Annotated in this window: 18 protein-coding genes; 8 read left to right on the forward strand and 10 right to left on the reverse strand. The window is 61.7% G+C overall.

The features are described from left to right. The first annotated feature begins 1 nt into the window (after position 1). The gene (nadE, locus tag LQ249_RS13075) at positions 2 to 817 is read left to right on the forward strand and encodes an ammonia-dependent NAD(+) synthetase (protein ID WP_232566520.1); all 816 of its coding nucleotides are present in this window, start codon (positions 2 to 4) and stop codon (positions 815 to 817) included. Positions 818 to 840: 23 nt separating this feature from the next. Here nadE and LQ249_RS13080 read toward each other — a convergent pair whose 3' ends face one another. From LQ249_RS13080 to LQ249_RS13110, 7 genes are read right to left on the reverse strand one after another with little or no spacing between them, the layout of a single operon-like run. After that, positions 841 to 1872 (reverse strand): ABC transporter substrate-binding protein, encoded by a 1032-nt coding sequence (locus LQ249_RS13080; RefSeq protein ID WP_079443607.1) that lies wholly within the window; start codon positions 1870 to 1872, stop codon positions 841 to 843. Between the two features lie 14 nt (positions 1873 to 1886). Further along, positions 1887 to 2984: an NAD(P)/FAD-dependent oxidoreductase gene (locus LQ249_RS13085; RefSeq protein WP_232566521.1), complete on the reverse strand. Its 1098-nt coding sequence runs from the start codon at positions 2982 to 2984 to the stop codon at positions 1887 to 1889. Next, positions 2981 to 4324, reverse strand: a complete 1344-nt coding sequence (locus LQ249_RS13090) for an FAD/NAD(P)-dependent oxidoreductase (protein WP_232566522.1) — start codon at positions 4322 to 4324, stop codon at positions 2981 to 2983. Before LQ249_RS13090 ends, LQ249_RS13085 begins: the two co-directional genes overlap by 4 nt. Beyond that, entirely contained in the window at positions 4321 to 4611 is a 291-nt protein-coding gene (locus tag LQ249_RS13095) for a (2Fe-2S)-binding protein (RefSeq protein WP_046383765.1), read from the reverse strand. Before LQ249_RS13095 ends, LQ249_RS13090 begins: the two co-directional genes overlap by 4 nt. Further along, complete coding sequence (locus LQ249_RS13100; RefSeq protein ID WP_232566523.1) at positions 4611 to 5405, reverse strand: ABC transporter permease; 795 nt, start codon at positions 5403 to 5405, stop codon at positions 4611 to 4613. The genes LQ249_RS13095 and LQ249_RS13100 overlap by 1 nt, the downstream gene beginning before the upstream one ends. 4 nt (positions 5406 to 5409) lie before the next feature. Further along, positions 5410 to 6255, reverse strand: a complete 846-nt coding sequence (locus LQ249_RS13105) for an ABC transporter permease (protein ID WP_046383763.1) — start codon at positions 6253 to 6255, stop codon at positions 5410 to 5412. Then, positions 6252 to 7280 carry an ABC transporter ATP-binding protein gene (locus LQ249_RS13110; RefSeq protein WP_232566524.1) on the reverse strand — a complete coding sequence of 343 codons (1029 nt, stop codon included), beginning with the start codon at positions 7278 to 7280 and terminating at the stop codon, positions 6252 to 6254. Before LQ249_RS13110 ends, LQ249_RS13105 begins: the two co-directional genes overlap by 4 nt. A gap of 242 nt (positions 7281 to 7522) precedes the next feature. Between LQ249_RS13110 and LQ249_RS13115 the strand changes: the two genes are divergently transcribed. Next, a complete protein-coding gene (locus LQ249_RS13115) occupies positions 7523 to 8353 on the forward strand; it encodes an IclR family transcriptional regulator (RefSeq protein WP_046383761.1) in 831 nt (276 codons plus the stop codon). A gap of 418 nt (positions 8354 to 8771) precedes the next feature. Here LQ249_RS13115 and LQ249_RS13120 read toward each other — a convergent pair whose 3' ends face one another. Then, entirely contained in the window at positions 8772 to 9650 is an 879-nt protein-coding gene (locus LQ249_RS13120) for a GGDEF domain-containing protein (protein ID WP_046383760.1), read from the reverse strand. A 396-nt stretch (positions 9651 to 10046) separates the two neighbouring features. On the opposite strand from LQ249_RS13120, the gene LQ249_RS13125 reads away from it, so the two are divergent. Both LQ249_RS13125 and LQ249_RS13130 read left to right on the forward strand, forming a co-directional pair. Continuing rightward, on the forward strand, positions 10047 to 12908 hold the full coding sequence (locus LQ249_RS13125; RefSeq protein WP_332840622.1) for an ATP-binding protein: 2862 nt from the start codon (positions 10047 to 10049) through the stop codon (positions 12906 to 12908). Next, the gene (locus tag LQ249_RS13130; RefSeq protein WP_102617898.1) at positions 12898 to 14010 is read left to right on the forward strand and encodes an HD domain-containing phosphohydrolase; all 1113 of its coding nucleotides are present in this window, start codon (positions 12898 to 12900) and stop codon (positions 14008 to 14010) included. Before LQ249_RS13125 ends, LQ249_RS13130 begins: the two co-directional genes overlap by 11 nt. Here the strand turns inward: LQ249_RS13130 and LQ249_RS13135 are convergent. Both LQ249_RS13135 and LQ249_RS13140 read right to left on the reverse strand, forming a co-directional pair. Further along, a complete protein-coding gene (locus LQ249_RS13135) occupies positions 14007 to 14705 on the reverse strand; it encodes a response regulator (RefSeq protein WP_079443614.1) in 699 nt (232 codons plus the stop codon). The genes LQ249_RS13130 and LQ249_RS13135 overlap by 4 nt on opposite strands. Further along, positions 14686 to 18063: an ATP-binding protein gene (locus LQ249_RS13140; protein ID WP_108526457.1), complete on the reverse strand. Its 3378-nt coding sequence runs from the start codon at positions 18061 to 18063 to the stop codon at positions 14686 to 14688. The genes LQ249_RS13135 and LQ249_RS13140 overlap by 20 nt, the downstream gene beginning before the upstream one ends. A gap of 312 nt (positions 18064 to 18375) precedes the next feature. Between LQ249_RS13140 and urtA the strand changes: the two genes are divergently transcribed. The 4 genes from urtA (at position 18376) to urtD (ending at position 22536) form a co-directional block, all read left to right on the forward strand. Further along, complete coding sequence (urtA, locus tag LQ249_RS13145) at positions 18376 to 19584, forward strand: urea ABC transporter substrate-binding protein (protein WP_024074866.1); 1209 nt, start codon at positions 18376 to 18378, stop codon at positions 19582 to 19584. Between the two features lie 108 nt (positions 19585 to 19692). After that, entirely contained in the window at positions 19693 to 20610 is a 918-nt protein-coding gene (urtB, locus tag LQ249_RS13150; protein ID WP_046488365.1) for an urea ABC transporter permease subunit UrtB, read from the forward strand. Between the two features lie 10 nt (positions 20611 to 20620). Beyond that, positions 20621 to 21781 (forward strand): urea ABC transporter permease subunit UrtC, encoded by a 1161-nt coding sequence (gene urtC / locus LQ249_RS13155; protein WP_079443616.1) that lies wholly within the window; start codon positions 20621 to 20623, stop codon positions 21779 to 21781. Then, the gene (gene urtD, locus LQ249_RS13160) at positions 21778 to 22536 is read left to right on the forward strand and encodes an urea ABC transporter ATP-binding protein UrtD (RefSeq protein WP_232566525.1); all 759 of its coding nucleotides are present in this window, start codon (positions 21778 to 21780) and stop codon (positions 22534 to 22536) included. The genes urtC and urtD overlap by 4 nt, the downstream gene beginning before the upstream one ends. Positions 22537 to 22538 lie beyond the last annotated feature (2 nt).

Raw genomic sequence — 22538 nt, forward strand, 5'->3', positions numbered from 1 at the left:
CATGCAAACCCAGGACCGTATTGCCCTGGAACTGAATATCAACCGCTCGTTGGTCAAGGGGGGCGCGCCCCGGGAGATCCAACGGCGTATCGACTTCATCAAAACCACCCTGCGCCATTCCGGTTGCAAGGCTCTGGTGCTGGGCATCAGCGGCGGCGTTGATTCGCTGATGGCCGGGCGCCTCTGCCAACTGGCGGTAGAGCAACTGCGCAGCGAAGACTACGCCGCAGGCTTTATCGCCCTGCGCTTGCCCTACAAAACCCAGGCCGACGAAAGCGCCGCCCAGGCCTCCCTGGCCTTCATCACCCCCGACCACATCGACACCCTCAACATCGCCGCCAGCGTCGACGGCCTGATGGCCTGCCTCACCGCCACCGAAGCCAGCGCCGCCCAGGTCGACTTCATCAAAGGCAACGTCAAGGCCCGCACCCGCATGATCGCGCAGTACGCGATGGCCAACCTGCACAACGGCCTGGTGGTCGGCACCGACCACGGCGCCGAAGCATTGATGGGGTTTTTCACCAAGTTCGGTGACGGCGCGTGCGACCTGGCCCCGTTGTCGGGCCTGACCAAGACCCAGGTGCGCCTGCTGGCTGATGCCCTCGGTGCCCCGGCGAATCTTGTGCACAAACAACCTACCGCCGACCTCGAAGAGCTGGCACCGGGCAAGCTGGATGAGCAGGCATATGGCTGCACTTATGAAGAGATCGACGCCTACCTGATGGGTGAGCCGGTGGGCGAACGGGTGCGAACGATTGTGGAGCAAGCCTATCTGAAGACCGCCCACAAACGCGCGCTACCCATCGCACCTCGGTAGGCGCCGAGCAGGCTGATGAAACGCTACCGCTCAATCGACCGACTCCACCGCGCATTCCACTCCGGCCGCGCCTGGTTCACCTGGTCCCAATCAATCGAAATCGCCGTCTGCAAATAACCCTGCATCGCCTCCACTCGGGCGCGGGTCTTGTCGCTGGTGGGCGTGGTCGGGTTTGACGGGATCTGATCACCTTCCTCCAGCGCCGGCGCCTGGGCTTCGGCGGTCAGCAGGAAGGCCGCGAGTTTCTGCGCCAGTTCCGGTTGGTCGTTGCGTGCGATCACGCATTCGGCCACGTTCAGCACCACGGCGCCTTCCTTGGGTTGCGCGTATTCCATCGGCACGCCGAGCAGTTTCTGGGTGGCGACCTGGGTCGGGGTGAGGGGGAAGATCGCCGCTTCGTCGGTTTGCACCATCTCGGAGATTTTCGCGGAGCTGGCGATGTACTCCAGCACGTTGGGGCCGACGGTTTTGGGCCAGGCCTTGAAGCCCGGTTCCACGTTGGTCTCGGAGCCACCCTGGAGGCGGTTGAACATCAGGAAGCCGTGCAGGCCGAAGGTCGATGAGGCCAAGGACTGGAACACCACTTTGTCCTTGAAGCGCGGGTCGGCCAGGTCCATCCATGAGGTCGGTGCAGCCCAGCCTTTCTCTTTGAACAGCCTGGCGTTGTAGCCCAGGCCGGTGACGCCGAGGGTCACGGCCACGGCTTGGTCCTTGATTTTCGCCTTGGCCGGGATCTGCTCCAGGGTCGGGCTCGGCGCCAGTTTGTCGCACAGGCCCATGGAGATGGCGCGGTACATGATGCCGTCGTCGAGGAACATCACGTGCATCTGCGGGTTGTCTTTGTTGGCCTGGACCTTGGCGAGGATGTCCGACGACGTGCCGGGCACGATCACCACCTTGACGTTATTGGCCTTTTCGAACGCGGGCAGCACCTTGTCGGCATACACCCGTTCCATGGTGCCGCCGTTCATGCCCAGGTACAGCGTCGGGGCCGCATGAGCGGTGGAGGCGAGCAGAGCGAGGGACAAGCAGGACAGCGCAATACGAGTATTCATGGATGTTTTTCCTCTCAGGCTTGGAAACGACGGATGGAAAACGCTTCGATGGGTTGCCGGCTGGCCCCTGTGCAGACGATCTCTGCCAGGGCTTCACCGACCGCCGGGCCCAGCTGGAACCCGGCGCCGGCAAAGCCGAAACCGTGGAGCAGGCCAGGCTGGGTGCTGCTGGGGCCGATCACCGGTTCATGATCGGGTAGGTAACCTTCGGTGCCGCTCCAGGTGCGAATCGCCTGGGCACCCTTGAGAAACGGGTACAGCTCGCCGGCATGGCGCAGAATCTCCAGCACCGCCGCTTGCCCGGGCCGCGCCTGCCGGGGGCCAAGCGCAAAACCGCGACCGCCGCCGAGGATGCAATTGCCCCGGGCCACCTGGCGCGCATAAATCCCGCCGCCTTCGACGCCGGTGCTGACGTTCATCACCACGGGCAGCGGCTCGGTGACCAGCATGGCCGGGTGCGCAGATGTCATGGGGACCGGCTCGCCGAATTGCGCGGCGACGGTCCCTGCCCAGGCGCCGGCGCAATTGAGCAGCCATGGCGCCTGCAGGTGCAGGCCGTTGGTGCAATCCACCTGGAACTGGCGGCTGTCATGTTCGATGCGGATCACCTCGGCCTGCTCGTAGACACACGCGCCAAGGCGTTGCGCGGCACGGGCGAAGGCGGGGGATACCAGGCGCGGGTTGGCATGGCCATCTTCGGGGCATAACGACGCACCCACTGCGATATCCCCGACCCACGGAAAACGGGCGCGCAGCTCGGCGTAATCGAGCAACTGCAAGCCCAGGCCAAAGCCCCGCGTGTGTTCGGCATACGCCTGCAACGCGGCAAAATCCCCATGACTGCGCGCCAGTTTCAAATGCCCGGAGCGCACGTATTCGCCATCGATACCGATCAAGCCGGGCAGGTCGGCCCACAATTGATGGGCGCGCTGCGACAACGGCAACTGATGCAACGGCCGTCCCTGGCGCCGCACGCCGCCATAGTTCACGCCACTGGAGTGCGAGCCGCAGAAGTCCCGTTCCACCAAGGCCACACGCTGACCTTTGTGCGCCAGCATCAAGGCCGCCGACGCACCGACAATCCCGCCGCCGAGGACGATGACGTCGATCATGGCTGCACCTCCACGCCAAACGGCAGCGGCTTGATCGGGGCCTGGCCGCGCAAACGCCCGACGTCTTCTATTCCGCGACCGCTGCGCTCGGCGACGATTTCAGCCGCCGCCAGCCCGCACATGCGCCCCTGGCAGCGGCCCATGCCCACCCGGCAATGGGCCTTGACCCGATTGATTTCCCAATGACCTTCGTCCACCACGGTGCGGATATCGCCAACCCGGACTTCTTCACAGCGACACAGCATCAAGTCGTCCGGCGCCTGCGCGGCCCAGTCTGCCGGGAAGGGAAACGCAGTCTCCAGGCCCTGGCGAAAGCGCTGGATGCGCGCCAATTGCCGCTCAAGCAGGGCCGGGCGCTGATGATCGATCGCGACGCCTGCATCTTCCAGCACCGCCAACGCCGCCCGCTCACCGGCCATCTGCGCGGCATCGGCACCCATGATCCCGGCACCGTCGCCCGCCAGGTACACTCCGTCGACGCTGCTGCGCCCGGCACAGTCCCGTTGCGGCAACCACGCACGGTTCAAGGCATTCCAGGCAAATTCACAACCGAGCAGGTCTGCCAACTGCGTTTCGCTGCGCAGCGCATGGGCGAAGGCCACGGCGTCGCAGGCCAGGGTGTGGTCGCGCCAACGTATGCCGCTGACCCGTTGTTCGCCGTCGATCTGCTGCAGCGTCACGCCCTGATGCACGGGAACGCCATGGGCCGTGAGCCAGGCGCGGTAATACAAGCCCTTGGCCAAGGTCGCCGGTTGTCCGAGCAGCGCCGGCAAGGCGCGGCATTGGGCGCTGAACGGCGCGCTGTCGAGCACGGCGACCACATCGGCGCCGGCCTTGGCGTATTGATACGCCACCAGATACAGCAACGGCCCGCTGCCACAAAACGCCACGCGTTCGCCGATGGCGCAACCTTGGTACTTCAAGGCGATTTGCGCCGCACCCAGGCTGTAGACACCGGGCAAGGTCCAGCCCGGCACCGGCAGGATACGGTCGGTGGCGCCGGTGGCGACGATGATCCGCGAATACTCGACGCTGGCTGCGTGACCGTTGTTCAACAGGTCCAGGCGCCGATCCTCGGCATTCCACACCAGGGTTTCGGGCCGGTAGTCGATCAGCGGCGCCAGTTCATCCAGGGTGCGATGCACGGCCTCGGCCTTACCCGCCTCAAATCCGTATATTTGCCTGGCGGTGCGTTGGAAGCCTGGGGGTTGGCGGCGATAGATTTGCCCGCCGCCGCGCAGGCTTTCGTCCACCAGGCACGGCGTTACGCCGTGGTCGAACAGGGTGCGCGCGGCACTGATCCCCGCCGGGCCTGCGCCCACGATCACCACCGGCTTCATAGCTGGCGCCCCGGGTCGCGGCTGATCGCCTGGCCTTCTTCCAGCAGGGTCGAACAGGCGCGCACGCGTTGTCCGTCCGCCAGGCGCACCCAGCAGTCCTGGCAGGCGCCCATCAAGCAAAACCCGGCGCGGCGTTCGGCACTGAAATCGCTGCCGCGCAGGTGCTCGGCGCAGGTCAGTACCGCCGTCAGCAGGGTGTCGCCGAGCAAGCCTGTGGCCGGTTGCCCGTCGAGGGTAAACGCCAGGGCAGGGCGTGCGGTTTCGGTCAATCGTTTGAACAAGGCCATCAATGTTTTCCCACCAGCACGCGATCCAGGCCGTAGACCCGGTCGAGCACAATCATGGCCGCCGCCGTGAGGGCAATCACCAGCGCCGACACTGCCGCCATCATCGGGTCGATGGATTCGGTGGCGTACACGTACATACGCACCGGCAAGGTTTGCGTGGCCGGCGAGCTGACGAAGATCGATAAGGTCACTTCGTCGAAACTGTTGATGAAGGCCAGCAACCAGCCGCCGGCCACGCCGGGCAGGATCATCGGCAACGTCACCAGGCGAAACAGCGTGAAGCGTCCGGCACCGAGCGATTCGGCCGCCTGCTCGGCACTGCGATCGATCCCGATTGCCGCCGCCAATACCAGGCGCAGCACATAGGGCGTGATGATCACCACGTGCGCCAGCATCAGCCAGGTGAAGCTGCCGTTGACGCCCATCAAGGCGAACAACCGCAGCATCGCCACCCCCAACACCAGGTGCGGGATGATGATCGGCGACAGGAACAACGCACTGAAGAAGTTACGTCCCGGGAACTGATACCGGCTGATTGCAAGCGCCGCCGGCACTGCAATCAGCGTCGCCAGGGTTGCAGCGGTAAATGCCAGGATCAGGCTGTTGTAGAACGCCTGGATAAAGTCGGCACGCTCGAACACCGCGCGAAACCAGCGCAGGGAGAAGCCCGACGTGGGCAGGCTCAAGGTATTTTCCGTGGTGAAGGCCACCAGGCACACCACCACCAGCGGCGCCATCATGAACACCACTACCAGGCCGTGGAAGCCAAGGGCCAAAGGACCGTTTCTGGACATGCGCTTAAACCCCCAGGGACTTTTTGTAGCGGCCTTCGACCATGCGGTTCCAGCTCAGCATGATCAGCAGATTGACCAACAGCAGGACCACCGCGATGGTCGCGCCCATGGGCCAGTTGAGTTCCGAGAGGTACTGGTCGTACACCACGGTGGCGACCATTTTCAGGCGCCGCCCACCGAGCAGGCCGGGGATCGCAAAGGAGCTGGCGGCCAGGCCGAACACGATCAGGGTGCCGGACAGCACGCCCGGCATTACCTGGGGCAACACGATCTTGCGCATCACCGTGGCCTGGCTCGCGCCCAGCGACAAAGCCGCCTGTTCGGCCGAGGGGTCGAGCTTTTGCAGGGAGGTCCACACTGGAATGATCATGAACGGCAGCATCACGTGTACCAGCGCAATGATCACCGCGAACGGCGTGTACAACAGCTTCACCGGGCGCCCGCCCAGTGCCTGGATCACCTGGTTGACCAGCCCGTCGGCGCCGAGCAGCAGGCTCCAGCCGAACGCTCGCACCACCACCGAAATCAACAACGGCGTGAGGATCAGGATCAGGAAGATCGAGCGCCACGGCGTACCCATGCGGCTGAGGATGTAGGCTTCGGGCACGCCAATCACCACGCAGAGCAGCGTCACTAGCGCGCTGATCCAGAAGGTGCGCCAGAAGATTTCGTAGAAGTACGCGTCGCTGAACAACGCCAGGTAATGAGCCAAGGTCCACTCATCGGCCTTCACCCCCACTTGGTAGTCGAACACGTTGAACGACAGCACCAGGGTCAGGCCCAGCGGCAGAATCAGCAGCCCGGCGAACAGCAGCAACGCCGGCAGCGAGAGTAGATAGCCGCGACTCATGGGTGTACCTCATCCGCCGTCAGCACCCGCAGCAAGTCGGCTTGCCAGTCCAGGCCGACTGCCGCGCCGCTACCCAGCGGCGCGCTGCCGTCGTTGCTGCGCACCACGGTGATTTCGCCCAGCGCGGTATGGATTCGGTACAGCCACTGGCTGCCGAAGAAGTAGCGGTCGAGCACCTGGCCTTGCAGGCGACCTTCGCTTGCGCCCACCAGCTGGATTTTTTCCGGGCGCAGGCTCAAGACCAGTTTGCCGTCACCCGCGGCGTGGCGCACCTGCGGGATGCCGCGTGCGTCGTAATCGCCGGCCAGCAGGTTAGCCTTGCCGACGAAGTCCGAGATAAAGCGCGTCCGCGGGTGTTCATACAGCTTGTAGGGCACGTCGATCTGCGTCACGCGCCCGGCCTGCATCACCACCACACGGTCGCTGATGGACAGCGCCTCGGCCTGGTCATGAGTGACCATCAGGGTGGTGATGCCCACCGCGTGCTGGATGCGGCGGATTTCAAACTGCATCTCTTCGCGCAGGTTCGCGTCGAGGTTGGACAGCGGCTCATCCAGCAACAATACCGGCGGCTCAATCACCAGCGCGCGCGCCAGGGCCACGCGTTGGCGCTGGCCGCCGGACAATTCCCGGGGGTAACGGTCGGCGTGGGGGGCCAGGCGCACCAGCTCCAGCACGGTCTTGACCTTGGCGGCGATCTCGGCGGCCGGCACTTTGCGCATCTTCAGGCCGAAGGCGATGTTGTCGCGCACGGTCATGTGCGGGAACAGCGCATAGCTTTGGAACACCACGCCCAGGCCACGGCTGGCGGGCTTGGCGTGGGTGATGTCGCGACCGTCGAGCAGGATTTGCCCAGCGCTCACGTCGACGAAGCCGGCGATCATTTGCAGGGTGGTGGTCTTGCCGCAGCCCGAGGGGCCGAGCAGGGAAACGAACTCGCCTTTTTCCACCGCAAGGTCAGTGGCGACCACCGCGTCGACGGCGCCGTAGCGTTTGCTCAAGGCGTTGAGTTGGAGAAATGCCATGTCTGCGTTCCACCTTTTTTGAGTCGCGTCGAAACGCGCTTTTTTGTTTTGGGCAGATGCGAAAAGGGTGTTGCGGGTGCGTTGGCGCTCGATCTTGAGTCGGCTGCCGGTTGTTGTTCATTTCGCCCCTGTGGACGCAGATTAGGACGAAGACTAGGATGGGCGAAAGATGGGATTTCACTGAATGGAGTGTTTTTTTCAGTTTTATTCACTGACAAGAATTATTGATGAGATAACACGCTATGAATTCTACTGAGCGGAATGAAAATACCAAGGAAGTGGGGGCGGGCGGCGTGTCTCGCTTGTTCGCATTGCTGCGTACCTTGGGCGGCGTGCCCGACGGCGGCGAACGCGTGACTCAGCTCGCACAACAGGTCGGCCTGTCCCAACCCACCACCCACCGCCTGCTGCGCAGCCTGATGGATGAAGGTATGGTCGAGCAGGACGCGCGCAGCAAACGCTATCGCCTGAGCCTGGAGTTCTTCGCTCTGGCGGCGAACGCGGGCAAGACCGGCAACCTGCGCGACCTGGTAAGGCCGAGCATGCTGCGCCTCAGTGCGTCCCTGGGGGATTCATTGTTTTTGCTGGCGCGCAGCGGCTTTGATGCGATCTGCCTGGACCGCAGCGAAGGCCCGTACCCGATTCGTACTTTCACGGGTGATATCGGCGGGCGCGTGGCATTGGGCGTGGGGCAGGGCAGCCTGGCGATCCTGGCCTTTTTGCCGGAGGAAGAGCGCGAGACGGTGATCCGCTACAACTTGCCAAGGCTCAAGGATTTTCACCTGTATGACGAGGTGCTGTTGCGTTCGGAAGTGGAGAACGTGCGCAATCTGGGTTATGCGGCGCGCAATACCGGCGTGCTGGAAGGCATGGCGGGATTGGCGGTGCCGATCCTGAACCGGGACGGCCATGCGGTGGCAGCATTGAGCGTGGCGACCATCAGCGACCGATTGGGGCCGAGTCGCCTGCCGATGGTGGTGGAGTTGCTCAAGCGCGAAGCGGCGGCGATCGGGCCCCGGATCAATCCGTTTGATCCGACGCTGCGCCGGCCCTCACAGACCTTTGGTGGGTAGGTCATCCAGATACCGAGACCTGCAGCGCGCCAGCTCCAGAGCGTAGCGTCCAAGCCCCTTGACGCACATCCGTTTTCGGCAGCAAGAATCGGAGTGCGGGTACATTTCGAACACCCTTACGGTGAGACTCCAGACTTAGAGGCGTCCACCATGGCTTCCGTATAACTGGCCTTTTCCCCTTAACTACTGCAACAACTTTTTTACGGCGGCGGGCTTATTTGTTTAGCGGTGTGGTTCGTTCTCAGCAAGAGCCAACCGAAGCAAGAACCCGCACCTGCCTCGGATTGATCCAACCACTCAACTGCCCTCGACGATTTCTCATCTGATGGGCGGGTGACCACGTAAGTGAATACCGTGTCTTGGTTTTGCGCAGTCCGCTGGATGACTTGGCCGGGCGGACGCACTTCTTGAATTTGACTTATGTACCGGGCTCTTTATTGTCTAAAAAACGATGCCTTTTCATCCGGTACATTTCATTATCCGAGTAGGTGAGCAGTGTGTCGGCATCCTTGCCGTCCTCGGGATAATAGGCAACGCCGATACTGCACGACGGCATCTTGAGTGCGCCGAATTCAGGCGGTAGTGGCGCAGCCATGACGTTGTGAATCTGTTCTAACTTCTTGGAAATGGCGTCTCTCGACTGGATATCGGTCAACAGCACCGTAAATTCATCGCCGCCCATCCGGGCCACGGTATCCGTCTCACGTATGCAGCTTTCTAGACGTCGGGCAATCATGCAAAGAATACGATCCCCCGCGGCGTGGCCATGGACGTCATTGATACTCTTGAAGTCATTGATATCCAGAAACAGCAAAGCCAACTGACTATTGTGACGGTGCGCGACGTGCAGGGCAGATTTCAGTCGATCACTGAAAATCGAGCGGTTGGTTAGTTTTGTCAGCGGATCATGATGCGCGAGGAAACGTAACTCCTCCTCGGCCTGAGTCAAAGCCGTCACGTTGCGTGCGACGCCAATCCTTGCACCAACCTCTTCCGACCAGAATGCCGCCCACAGGATGTACACGACGCCTCCATCCTTACGGATGTAACGGTTGCGGAAATCGAAGTGGAATTGACCATTCATGACGCGGGCAATCGAGTCCCGTGTGCTAGCCAGGTCTTCAGGATGCATATAGCGGGTGATAGGGGTGCCGTTCAGCTCGTCAGGACGGTAACCCAGCAGGGCCTCACAGGCATCACTCACAAAAACAATGTGGTCGTCTCTATCAACCACAAACACTGTATCCAACATCAGATGGATCAGTTTGGGGTAGAGCGCTTGTAGGTCAACGGCCATAAGTCATGGGGCATATCCGATTCATAGAGCGCGATCATAGCCTGATCGATAAGGCCTGCGGCGAGTAATCTTACCGGCAAGTATGGGAGCACGTATGCCAGGCGAATACGACCTCATGCCACTCTTGCTTGGTGCGATGGTGTCTGCCTAAACGCGGAAGCTGTTTGCCCTGGATTTATCCGCCTTGATGCGAGCCAAGCTCAGTCAGCAGACGATTGACCGCCGCGTTTGATTCTTCCATTTCGCTTGCGGCGCGCAGTACAGCGCTCCAGTCATTTTCAATGATTGCCCTCATAAAAAGTATGGAAACGCTTCACCGGATGAGCTATCGTTTTTTTGACATCGTATTGCCACTATTCAAATAACAGGCTGATGCCATTTGCAGGAGTGCTGGTAGTGAATGAAAGCTCTTCTCAAATAGGCTTGCGTCAGTGGATCTGGCGGGCGTTCATGCAGAGTGCATTAATCCCGTTGGTCCTGGTGGAGACGATTCTGATTGCTTGTTACCTGCTGACCAATCAGGCGATCCGTGTATCGCAACTCGATTATTTGGAACGCAGTGCAATTGAAAGCCTTGGCGCAACTGCCGACCAGAACACCCGAATCATTCAAGATCAATTAACCCACATCGCCGATGTCACTCAGCTATTTGCGGATATGACGGCTAACTCACTGCGTGCCGCTTCAACACCCTTGAGTGAAACATTAAGCACTTCTGCTGATGGAGCTCTTTACAGCGGAAAAGACCTGGGCGGAGCGGCGTCGTTCTACTCGTCGGTCACACCTGTCGCGCAACAGAACCTGGGTAAAGTGCAGAGGTTGTCCAGCCTCGACCCATTGATGCGTGCGATCAAAGATCATGAACCGATGGTCGCCAGTGTCTATTTCAATACGTGGGACAGTTACAACCGGATTTATCCGTGGATTCGTGCCGATGAACAATATCCGCATGATATGCAGATACCCGGTTATAACTTTTATTATCTGGCCGATGCCGAACATAACCCGCAGCGAGGGGTTCGCTGGACTGACGTCTACCTCGACCCGGCGGGTCATGGCTTGATGATGTCCGCGATCGCGCCTGTTTATGAGCGCAACTTTCTCGAAGGCGTGGTCGGGCTGGATATCACCGTGGGCGATCTGCTGAAAGAAATTTCCACGCTTAAGGTGCCGTGGGGCGGGTACTTGATGCTCGTCGGCGCGGACATGAAGATCATGGTGTTACCGCCCGAAGCCGAACATGACTTTGAAAAAGGCAACTGGAGTGGTTCGGGGTCGAAGGCCACGAATGAAGGCGCGGTCAACCTTGCGGGTTCAAATCTGATCGACGCGGTGGACCCTCGGGAGTTGGCGGCCGCTGTCGCGCGCAATAGTCGTGGCAGCGCCGAAGTCGTGCTCAACGGGCGCACCCATCTGGTCGCATGGGCCGAAGTGAAGCCGGCGGGCTGGCGATTGCTGGCGGTCGCCGATGAAGAGGCCGTCATGGCGGCCACGAACAGCTTGGCGCTCCATTACCGCAACATCGGCTATTTGATGATTGCCGGCCTGGTGATGTTTTACCTCGCGTTCTTCAGTTACATGTGGATTCGTGCGCGTAAATTGAGCCATAGCCTGCGGCGGCCGATCCGCGATATCAGAGACATGCTGCAGCAAATTGGCAACGGCCAGTGGCTCCCGCAGCGCGCGCGTTCGAGCATTCGTGAGCTGGATGAAATGGCGGGCAACGTGCTGTCAATGGGCGCCCAACTGTCATCCAGTGAAGCACGGCGCAACGCGGCGCAGAACCGCCTCAATCTTGTCGTTGAAAGCATCACCGCCGGGCTCTGGGAATACCGCCTGGATACTGATCGCCTGTCGTTGAGCGAAGCGTTCTGCACCCGTTTCGGGGTGCCGGCGTGCCAACTGGAGCGCTTCTGTTTTTACGATCACGTCGACCCCGAAGATGTGCAGGCGCTTGATCGGGCGCTCAACGCGTTGCGCACCGGCGCCGCATCGGTGATCGACCTGGAGTTACGTTTATTGCGGCCCGATGGCTCGCCGATCTGGTTTTTGTGCCGTGGACGCCTGATCGAGTCTCTCGATGCGCGCATGCGTTTATCCGCAGGTACGTTTGTCGATATCGACACGCTTAAACAGGTTGAAGAGGATCTGCGTCGCCGTACCCTTGAAGCGCAAGGAGCGAGCAAGGCGAAGTCGCGTTTTATCTCCAGCATGAGCCACGAATTACGCACACCGCTGAATTCGATTCATGGATTCGCCCAGTTATTGCGCCTGCAAGTGGCCGATGGGCAGGAGGAGGCCAAATCCCTTGATGAGATCCTGGGCGCCAGCCAGCACCTGGCTCACCTGGTCGACGATTTGCTCGACTGGTCGAGCCTGCAGGCGGAGGCGCCGCGCTTGCAGATGCGTGTCCTGGAGGTCGACGGACTGATGCGCGAATGTGCCGAAATGGTCCGTTCCCAGGCCAAGGCTGCGGGTCTTGACCTTGAGTTGCAGTCGACGAGCCCCGCGCTGAGTGTGCTGGCCGATGCCAGGCGCCTGCGCCAGATCCTGCTGAACCTACTGTCCAACGCCATCAAGTACAACCGCCCTCACGCTCGCTTGTTCATGGGGGCTGAACTCCATGGCAAGGGGCGCGTGCGGGTGTTTGTCGAAGATGGTGGCGCAGGTATTTCCGCAGCCCTGCAAGGCGCGCTGTTCGAGCCGTTCCAGCGTTTGGGCCAGGAAAACACCGCAATCCAAGGCACCGGTATCGGCCTTGCGTTGTGCCGAGAACTCGCCACGTTGATGAACGGCAGCATGGGGCTCATCAGCGAAACGGGTGTCGGCAGTCGCTTTTGGGTCGATCTGCCCCAAGGCATCGCGGCACCCAAGGTCCACAAGCGCTTGCTCTCGCTGTGTTTCGTGGGGCAGGACGACGAGACGCTGCGCTGTCTTGAAGACACGTTGACGGGCATGGTGGCCCTGCGCCACGGAACGCTTGCGCAGTGTCTGGAGCAGGTACGGCGCGACACGGCGCCGGACGTCATGCTGATTGACTGTGACTTACTGGGAAATGACTTGATCGATGCGCTGTCGCGGTTACGACGTTTACCAGGTGGCGATCAAATCCTTCTTATTCTGCTGTGTACATCACCACACCTGCTCGCGACGTTGGGGTGTGAGTTTCAAGCAGTGCTTAAACAACCGCTGGAACCCAATGAGCTACGCGAACTCATACGCGCGATGATGCAAGTGGAGAAACCGAATGTTCAGTGATATCCCCGCCGATACCCGAATTGTGATTATCGATGATGTGGCTGCGAACCTGCGCTTGCTGGAGTCCAGCCTGAAAGCCTTCGGTTTGCGCAACGTCTTGAGTTTCGCCGACTCGGCCAGCGGGCTGGTTTGGCTCAAAGAGCAACCGTGGGATCTGCTGCTATTGGATCTGGATATGCCCGCGCCCGATGGGTTTGAGATTCTGCGCCAACTCAGCGATCGCAATCGCTCAAGGTCTCCCGTGATTATCTTGACGGCATTGAGCGAGCCGCAAAGCCGGCGTCTCGGCCTTGAACTGGGGGCCAACGATTATCTGACCAAACCGTTGGATTTGCCTGAGCTGCTATTGCGCATACGCAACGCTCTGCGCTTGTCCCATGCCACCCGCCAACTGCAAGACCTGAACAGTGAGTTGGAGCAAAGGGTGTTTGAGCGCACCGCTCAGTTGCAGGAAAGTTATTGCGCCATGATCCGCGCATTGAGTCGTGCGGCCTGCTATCGCGATGATGAAACGGGCGCCCATGTATTGCGCATTGGCGAAACCGCGGCCTTGATGGCCGAAGCAATCGGTATGCCGCAGAGGTGGTGCGAGCTGATTCGATTGGCGGCGCCGATGCATGACTTGGGGAAAATCGGCATTCCTGATCGGATCTTGCACAAGGAAGGCCCATTAACCGTGCCGGAACGCCAGCAGATGATGGAGCATCCGCGCATCGGCCATGCAATCCTGCAAGATGCACACGCCACGGACCTGACCGATATGGCCGCGGACATTGCCTACGGTCACCATGAAAAATGGGACGGCAGCGGCTATCCGCAAGGGCTTGCCGGAAAGGACATTCCGCTGTCGGCAAGGATTGTCGCGTTGTGTGATGTCTATGATGCGTTGCGTATGGAACGTCCCTATAAGCGGGCCTGGAGCCCTGAGCGGGCGCAGGCCTATATTCTTGAACAATCGGGCGTGCATTTTGATCCGGAGCTGGTGACGGTGATGCGCCGCTGTTTCGGCCCGGTTGAACAACTCATCGAGGATGACGCCGAACTGGCTGGCGTACACAAGCAACGACAAGCCGATGCGGGCACTGGCCAGCTCCCACATTAAAACGTCGCCAACATGGGCGCCCGGCTCGGGCTCATCGCGGCCAAGGCCACCGACGTCGCCGCCGTGCGCGTCTCCACCCCCAACTTCACATACACATGTTCCAGGTGCTTGTTCACCGTCCGCGGGCTCAGCCCCAAGATATCGCCGATGTCCCGATTGGTCTTGCCGCACGCCACCCAGCGCAGCACCTCGACCTCGCGCTCGGTCAGTTGAAAGCGCGCCGACAACAGCTTGTGCGCCGGCTCATCCTCCAGGGTCAACACACTCGGTTGCGTCGCCGCCCGCGCCGACAGCAGGATGCGCGAGGTGCGTAAATGCGCCGCCACGCGCGCCAGCACCTCGTCGGTCTGGATCGGCTTGGTCACGTAGTCGCTGCCGCCCACTTCAAAGCCTTGCACCACATGCTTGCTGTCGGTCAGCCCGGTCATGAACACCACCGGGATGTCCGCGCTGGCAGGTAACGCCTTGAGCCGGCGGCAGGTCTCGAAACCGTCCAGGCCCGGCATCATCGCGTCCAGCAGGATCAGGTCCGGGCGCCGGCGTTGCACGCGGTTCAGCGCGCTGAGCCCGTCGAGCGCCACCAGCACCATGTAGCCGGCGTCGTCGAGGGCGTCGGAGAGCATGGCCAGGTTGTCCGGGGTGTCGTCGACGATCAGTACCACGCCGGGTTCAGTGCTACGGGTGAGTACATTCATCTTCGGCCTCCTTGAGGGTTCGGTTGAGTTCATCCAGGCGGAAACCCTTGAGCAACCCGCGCACTTTGCTGATGAACGGTGCGGCGTCCGGGCGGCGTTCGAGGATCGTGTCGAGTTTTTCGTGCAGGCCCCGCACGTAGCCGATCGCGCTGAGTTCGGCGAGCACGGCGAGGTCGTCGGCGCTCGGCAGCACGCTGGGCGGTGGCGGCGCGACGAAGGTTTTGGTGCGCCGCAGCCATTGCAGGCCGAGGTGTTGTTGCAGGCGTCCGAGCAGCTCCGGGGTACGCACCGGCTTGGCCAGGTAGTCGTTGCAGGCGGCGGCGATGCTGCGTTCGCGGTCGTCGGTAAAGGCGTTGGCCGAGATCACGATGATCGGCGCGGTGGACAGTGCATTGCGGCGGATCAGCCGGCTGGTTTCCAGGCCGTCCAGGGTCGGCATCGACAGGTCCATCAGGATCAGGTCCGGCGCCAGCAGCGCGACCTGGCGAATCGCATCCTGGCCGTTGCTCGCCTGGATCACCTCAAAGCCCAGAGGCGTGAGCATGCCGCTGAGTACCTTGCGGTGGTCCACATGGTCGTCCACCACCAGAATGCGTCGGCGTGCGCCCTGGTAGCCGATGATGTCGTGTTCCACATGCACCACCGCCTGCGGCGCGCGCACCTGGGACAGGAACAGGCGCACCTGGAAACAGGTGCCCTTGTCCAGCTCGCTGGTAACGCGTAGCTCGCCGCCCATCAGCGCGGTGAGCATGCGCGTGATGGTCAGCCCCAGGCCTACGCCCTTGTCCTGGCGCATCAGGTCGCCGCGCTCGAACGGCTGGAAGATCCGCTCGATCTGCCCGGGGTCGATGCCGATGCCGGTGTCGATGATTTCAAAGTTGGCGGTCTCGCGCATGTAGCTGACCCGCAGGCACACTTCGCCGCTGTCGGTGAAGTTCACCGCATTGCCGAGCAGGTTGATCAGGATCTGGCGCACGCGTTTTTCATCACCGCGCACCACGGCGGGGATCTTGCCGACGCAGTCCAGGCGAAAGCGCAGGCCCTTGTCCTGGGCTTGGGGGGTGAACATCTGCTCCAGGTCGTGGATCAGTTCGGGGAAGGGGATTTCGGTGAGTTCCAGGCGTAACTTGCCGGCCTCGATCTTGGCCACGTCGAGCAGGCCGTCGATCAATGACAGCAAGTGCGAGCCGCTGCGCAGGATGGTCGCCAGCGCGTCCTGATGCTGCTCGGGCATGGCGCTGTCGCGCTGCAGAATCTGGGTGAAACCGAGGATGCTGTTCAGCGGTGTGCGCAGTTCATGGGACAGCCCGGTGACGTAGCGGCTCTTGGCAGCGTTGGCGGCTTCCGAGGCTTCCTTGGCCTGTTGCAGGGCCTGGTCGGTGAGGCTGTGGGCGTCGATTTCCTGCATCAGCAGCAGGGTCTGGCGGTCGGATTCCTGCTGGGCGACGCGGCGGCTTTCGCGGGTCAGCACCACCCACCAGGCGAGCACGGCGGCCAGCACCGACAGGGTCAGGAACGCTTTGAAGAACGCCTGGTACAGGGTTTGCGAATGCGGCAAACCCTGGGCCGCCTGCACGTAGATCAAGGCCAGGGCGCCGGCGAGCAGCAGCACCAGCACCGATAACAGCCCCAGGTAATGGGCCAGCCGTGTATGCAGGCGCGGCATCAGGCTGTTGGGCAGCAACCGGCGCAGCACGCCTTCAAACTGGCTGACCAGCCGCGCATGGGGTTTGCAACGGTCGCCGCAGCGCGCATCCAATGAGCAACACAACGAACAGATGGGCGTGCTGTAGGCCGGGCAGAACGCCATGTCCGCCGTCTCGAACGGGTTGCTGCACAGCCCGCAGACCGCATGGGTGGCGGGTGCCACCGGGTGAATCAATTGGGCGTCGCTGGTGCGTGCGATGTAGTACTTGCCCTGGGTCATCCAGGCCAACAGCGGCGCCATCACCAGCGCCGTGCCGAGGGCGACGAAGGGCGGCGCGGCCTGGGCCAGGGCGCCAAACAGGCCGAAGTGGGCGAGGATCGACAGCAGCGAGGCAATCAGCATCGAGCCGACACCCACCGGATTGATGTCGTAGAGGTGCGCGCGCTTGAACTCGATGTGTTTGGGCGACAGTCCCAGGGGCTTGTTGATCACCAGGTCGGCGACCAATGTACCGATCCAGGCAATCGCAATATTCGCGTACAGCCCCAGCACCTGATCGATCACATCGAACACGCCCAGCTCCATCAACATCAACGCAATGGCCACGTTGAACACCAGCCACACCACGCGCCCGGGGTGACTGTGGGTGACGCGGGCGAAGAAGTTCGACCAGGCCAGGGAGCCGGCGTAGGCGTTGGTCAGGTTGATCTTCATCTGCGAGATGAACACGAACAGCACCATGGCGCCGAGGGCCCATTCCGGCGAGCTGAACACATAACGGAAGGCGACCAGGTACATCTGGGTCGGCTCGGCGGCGCGTTCCATGGGGATTTCATGTTGCAGGGCAAGGAACGCCAGGAACGCGCCGCCAAACATCTTCAACGCGCCGGGGATAATCCACCCGGGGCCGGAGCAGAGCAGGGCGGCCCACCAGCGCTTGCGGTTGGCGGCGGTCTTTTCCGGGAGAAAGCGCAGGTAGTCCACTTGCTCGCCGATCTGCGTCACCAGCGACAGCGCCACGGTACAGGCGGCGCAGAACGCCAGCAGGTTGAAACCGCCGCCGTCGCCGCTGCGCCCGACAAAGCTGGTCCAGTCGCTGAACGCGTCGGGGTTTTTCCACCACACGAAACCATAGGGCAACACCAGCAAAAACAGCCACAGCGGTTGGGTCCACAGTTGCAGGCGACTGATCAGCGTGACGCCGTAGGCCACCAGCGGAATCACCAGCAGCGAGCAGATCACGTAGGCGAAGGCCAGCGGGATATGGAAATACAACTCCAGTGCCAGCGCCATGATCGCCGCTTCCAGGGCGAAGAACAGGAAGGTGAAGCTGGCGTAGATCAGCGAGGTGATGGTTGAACCGATATAGCCGAAGCCGGCGCCACGGGTCAGCAAGTCCATGTCCACGCCATAGCGGGCGGCGTAATAGCTGATGGGCAGGCCGGTGAGGAAGATCACCAGGCTGATGGCCAGGATCGCCCAGAAGGTGTTGGTGAAGCCGTAACTCAGCACCAAGACGCCGCCGATCGCCTCCAGCGCCAGGAACGACACCGCGCCCAGGGCGGTGTTGGCGATGCGCAGCTCCGACCACTTGCGAAAGGATTTGGGGGTGTAGCGCAGGGCGTAGTCTTCCATGGTCTCGTCGGCGACCCAGGAATTGTAGTCGCGGCGGATCTTGACGATGCGCTGGGTGCCGGGAGGGGATTGCACGATGGTGAGGCTCCGCAGAGTGGACGAAGGGAGTGAGCAAGTTCCATGCCCTCGACTGCGCTGGGAGCCAAATGTGGGAGGGAGCTTGCTCCCGATGACGCTGTGTCAGTCGCTAATCAGTTGACTGACCCACCGCCATCGGGAGCAAGCTCCCTCCCACATGGGATCGCAGTGGCCAGGGGAGCGCGATCCTGCCCTGCATTGGTGCGCAACGGCATACGTCAAATGACGTACTGCGTTACGTCAGGCTGCGTATACCCGCGCTGGCCCGCTGCCGCCATGCTGGAGCCCTCATTGCAGAGGAGTCGCCCCATGGAACCACGATTGATCCGCTCCAAACCGTTGTTGGCCCTGTCGTTGCTGGCGGCCGCGCTGTTCAGCCAGGGCGTGCTGGCCGACAACGAAGGCCTGGCCGTGACGCCGACCGAAGTCACCGTCGGCCAGTTGCACTCGGCCACCGGCACCATGGCTATCTCCGAGACCGGCTCGATCCAGGCCGAACGCCTGGCCATCGAGCAAATCAACGCCTCGGGCGGGATTCTGGGACGCCAGATCAAAGTGATCCAGGAGGACGGCGCCTCCGACTGGCCGACCTTCGCCGAAAAGGCCAAGAAGCTGTTGGTCAACGACAAAGTCGCCGCCGTGTTCGGCTGCTGGACCTCGGCCTCGCGTAAAGCCGTGCTGCCGATCTTCGAGAAAGAAAACGGCCTGCTCTACTACCCGACCTTCTACGAAGGCCTGGAACAGTCGAAAAACGTGATCTACACCGGGCAGGAAGCCACCCAACAGATCCTCGCCAGCCTGGATTGGATCGCCAAGACCAAAGGCGCCAAGACTTTCTACCTGGTCGGCTCCGATTACATCTGGCCGCGCACGTCGATGAAGATCGCGCGCAAGCACATTGAAAACGTACTGCACGGCACCGTGGTCGGCGAAGACTACTACCCGCTGGGCAACACCCAGTTCGGTTCGCTGATCAACAAGGTCAAGCTGAAAAAGCCTGACGTGGTCTTCGCCGCCGTGGTGGGCGGTTCCAACGTGGCGTTCTACAAACAGCTCAACGCGGCGGGCGTGAATGCGTCCAAGCAAACCCTGTTGACCCTGTCGGTGACCGAAGACGAACTGCTCGGCATCGGCGGCGAAAACATGGCCGGCTTCTATGCCTCGATGAAGTACTTCCAGAGCCTGGACAACCCGAACAACAAAGCCTTCGTCGAAGCCTTCAAGGCCAAGTACGGCAAGGATGCGGTGATCGGCGACGTGACCCAGGCGGCTTACCTCGGCCCATGGCTGTGGAAAGCGGCGGTGGAGAAGGCCGGCAGTTTCGACGTGGATAAAGTCGTCGCCGCCTCCCCGGGCATCGAACTGAAAACCGCGCCCGAAGGCTACGTGAAGATTCACGAGAACCACCACCTGTGGAGCAAGTCGCGCATCGGTGAAGTGCAGCCCAACGGCCAGTTCAAGGTGATCTACGAGTCGGATCTGATCGAACCGAATCCGTTTCCAAAGGGTTACCAATAAGCTTCAAGCACACCGATTCAAATGTGGGAGGGGGCAAGCCCCCTCCCACATAGAGCAAAAGCACATCGCATTCCAACTATCACCTCCCGCTCTCAGGAGACCATCATCATGGAATGGCTATCGGAATTTGGAGCCATCGCGGCGATGCAGGGGTTCAACGGCTTGTCCGTGTTCTGCGTGCTGTTGCTGATGGCGTTGGGGCTGGCGATCATTTTCGGCCAGATGGGCGTGATCAACATGGCCCACGGAGAATTCCTGACCATCGGCGCCTACACCACCTACGTGTGTTCCAGCCTCACCGCGCACTTTGCGCCGAGTTTTCAACCCTATTACTTCTTCTTCGCCATTGCCCTGTCGTTCCTCGTTGCCGGCGCGGTGGGCTGGGTGGTGGAATGGGCGATGATCAGCCGCTTGTACAAGCGGCCGCTGGATACCTTGCTGGCAACCTGGGGCCTGTCCCTGGTGATGCAGCAAACCTTCCGCTCGGTGTTCGGCGCTCGGGAGGTCAGCGCCGAGCCGCCGGCCTGGCTGATGGGCTCGGTGAACTTCACCGACGCGATTGAAATCCCGCGTAACGGCCTGTTCATGATGGCCCTGACCGTGCTGCTGACGGCGGCGATCTTCCTGATGCTGTACCGCTCGCGTTGGGGCCTGCAGGTGCGTGCGACGGTGCAGAATCGCCTGATGAGCCGCGCGGTCGGGATCAATACGCGCAAGGTCGACCGCATGACCTTCGCCCTCGGTTGCGGCGTGGCCGGGGTGGCCGGTGCGGCGTTCACCACCATCGGTTCCACCGGGCCGACGGCGGGTTCGCAGTACATCGTCGACACCTTTCTGGTGGTGGTGTTCGGCGGCGCGCAAAGCCTGTTCGGCACCATTGCCTCGGCGTTCGTGATCGCCCAGACGCAATCGCTGTCGGAGTTTTTCCTCAGTGGCTCGATGGCCAAGGTGCTGACCTTGTCCTCGGTGATTCTGATCCTGATGCTGCGCCCGCAAGGGTTGTTCTCCATCAAAGTGCGCAAGTAGAGGCGAGCAGATGAAGGCTTTAGACAAGCTGCTGGGCGGCCAGCAAAACCTGATCGGCATCGCGCTGCTGGCGCTGCTGATTCTCGTGGTGTTCCCCCTGACCCTGGATGCGTTTCGCCTGAACATGGTCGGCAAGTACCTGACCTACGCGTTTGTCGCGGTGGGGCTGGTGCTGTGCTGGGGCTATGGCGGCATTCTCAGCCTGGGGCAGGGCGTGTTCTTCGGCGTCGGCGGCTACTGCATGGCGATGTTCCTCAAGCTGGAAGCGTCCGACCCGGAAAGTACCAAGATCCAGTCCACGCCGGGCATCCCGGATTTCATGGATTGGAACCAGATCACCGAGCTGCCCTGGTTGTGGCAACCGTTTCACAGTTTCAGCTTTACCCTGGTGGCGGTGATTGCGGTGCCGGTGCTGCTCGCATTCATTATCGGCATGGCCTTGTTCAAGCGGCGCGTGGGCGATGTGTACTTCTCCATCGTCACGCAGGCGATTGCGCTGATCCTCACGGTATTGATCGTCGGCCAGCAAGGGCTGACCGGCGGCGTCAATGGCATCACCGACCTCAAGACCCTGCTCGGCTGGGACCTGCGCACCGACAGCGCGAAGCTGATCCTGTACTTCATCAATGCCGGGTTGCTGTTCGGCTGCATCTTCATCGGCCGCTTCATCCTCGCGTCCAAGCTTGGCCGGTTGTTGATGGCGATGCGCGACAAGGAAGAGCGCGTGCGCTTTTCCGGGTATGACGTGGCCAGCTTCAAGATCTTCGTGTTCTGCGTGGCCGCGGCGTTCTCGGCGATTGGCGGGGCCATGTTCGCGTTGCAGGTGGGCTTTATGTCGCCGTCGTTCGTGGGCATCGTGCCGTCGATCGAGATGGTGATCTTTGCCGCCGTGGGCGGGCGCATGTCACTGCTCGGCGCGGTGTACGGCGCGCTGCTGGTGAACTATGGCAAGACCTACTTTTCCGAGTCCTTTCCCGAGCTGTGGCTGTACCTGATGGGCGGGCTGTTCATCGCCGTGGTCATGTACTTCCCCAATGGCCTGGCCGGCTTGTGGGACAGCCATGGTCGGCAGGCATTGGCCCGGCTGCTGCGCCGTCAACCACCGGTGAAAGCCGTGGCGCCGCTGGTCAAGCCCAAGACTGAAAGCAAAATCCTGGAGACCCAGCCATGACCGCCGTCGGCTTTGAAATGAACAAACCGGTGCTGGCCATCGAGGGCCTGACCGTGTCATTCGACGGCTTCAAGGTGGTCGACAACCTCAACCTGTATATCGACCGCAACGAAGTGCGCGTGGTCATCGGCCCCAACGGTGCCGGCAAGACCACGGTGCTCGACCTGATCTGCGGCAAGACCCGCGCCACCAGCGGCAGCATCCAGTTCGACGGCCAGGAACTGACCACGATGCGCGAGTACAACATCGTGCGCGCCGGGGTCGGGCGCAAGTTCCAGAACCCGTCGATCTACGAAAACCTCACGGTGTTCGAGAACCTCGAGATGTCCTACCCGGCCGGGCGCAAGGTCTGGGGTGCGCTGTTTTTCAAGCGCAATGCCCAGGTGATCGCACGGGTGGAAGAGGTGGCGCGGGAGATCTTCCTTGGCGATTTGCTGCAACAACAGGCGGACTTGCTGTCCCACGGGCAAAAGCAGTGGCTGGAGATCGGCATGCTGTTGATGCAGGACCCCGAGCTGCTGATGCTCGACGAACCGGTGGCCGGCATGAGCGTCAACGAACGCGCGCAAACCGCCGAGCTGCTCAACCGCATCAGCCAGGGCCGCTCGGTGCTGGTGATCGAGCACGACATGGAGTTTGTCAAAAGCATCGCCCACAAGGTCACGGTGCTGCACCAGGGCAAGGTACTCGCCGAGGGCAGCATGGAGTCGGTGCAAAGTAATCCGAAAGTCATCGAAGTGTATTTGGGCCACTGAGG

The sequence above is a fragment of the Pseudomonas sp. 7-41 genome (genome assembly GCF_021233075.1).
GTDB classification, from domain to species: domain Bacteria; phylum Pseudomonadota; class Gammaproteobacteria; order Pseudomonadales; family Pseudomonadaceae; genus Aquipseudomonas; species Aquipseudomonas veronii.